The sequence below is a fragment of the Neisseria sp. P0021.S007 genome, from assembly GCF_051956855.1.
Genome location: NZ_JBQCXA010001448.1, coordinates 1 through 479, shown reverse-complemented (window position 1 = coordinate 479; position 479 = coordinate 1). Strand labels below are relative to the sequence as shown.

1 pseudogene is annotated in these 479 nt (G+C 61.0%); it reads left to right on the top strand.

Features of this window, described 5'->3' with window-relative positions:
- Nucleotides 1-479: pseudogene (locus tag ACTHUR_RS19635) on the top strand (DNA mismatch repair protein MutS); the annotation flags it as partial.

The following is a 479-nucleotide window of genomic DNA, read 5'->3' as shown; positions in this document are numbered from 1 at the left end:
GCTGGCGCGTTTGCAGGCGGCGGAAATCCTGTTGCCCGAAGGCAAAAGCCTGCCTGACGGTTTTCAGACGACCTCCGCCAACATTACGCGCCTGAACTCGTGGCAGTTTGCCGCCGACGCCGGCGCGAAATTGTTGACCGAATACTTCGGCTGCCAAGACTTGCATGGCTTCGGTTTGGACGGCAAGGAACACGAAGCCGCCGTCGGTGCGGCGGGCGCGCTGTTGAACTACATCCGCCTGACGCAAAACCTGATGCCGCAACACCTCGACGGCATTTCGCTCGAAACCGACAGCCAATATATCGGCATGGACGCCGCCACGCGCCGCAATCTCGAAATCACGCAAACCCTCTCCGGTAAAAAATCACCAACCCTGTTTTCCATACTCGACGGCTGCGCCACCCACATGGGCAGCCGCCTCTTGGCACTCTGGCTGCACCACCCCTTACGCAGCCGAGCCCACATCTGCGCCCGCCAAG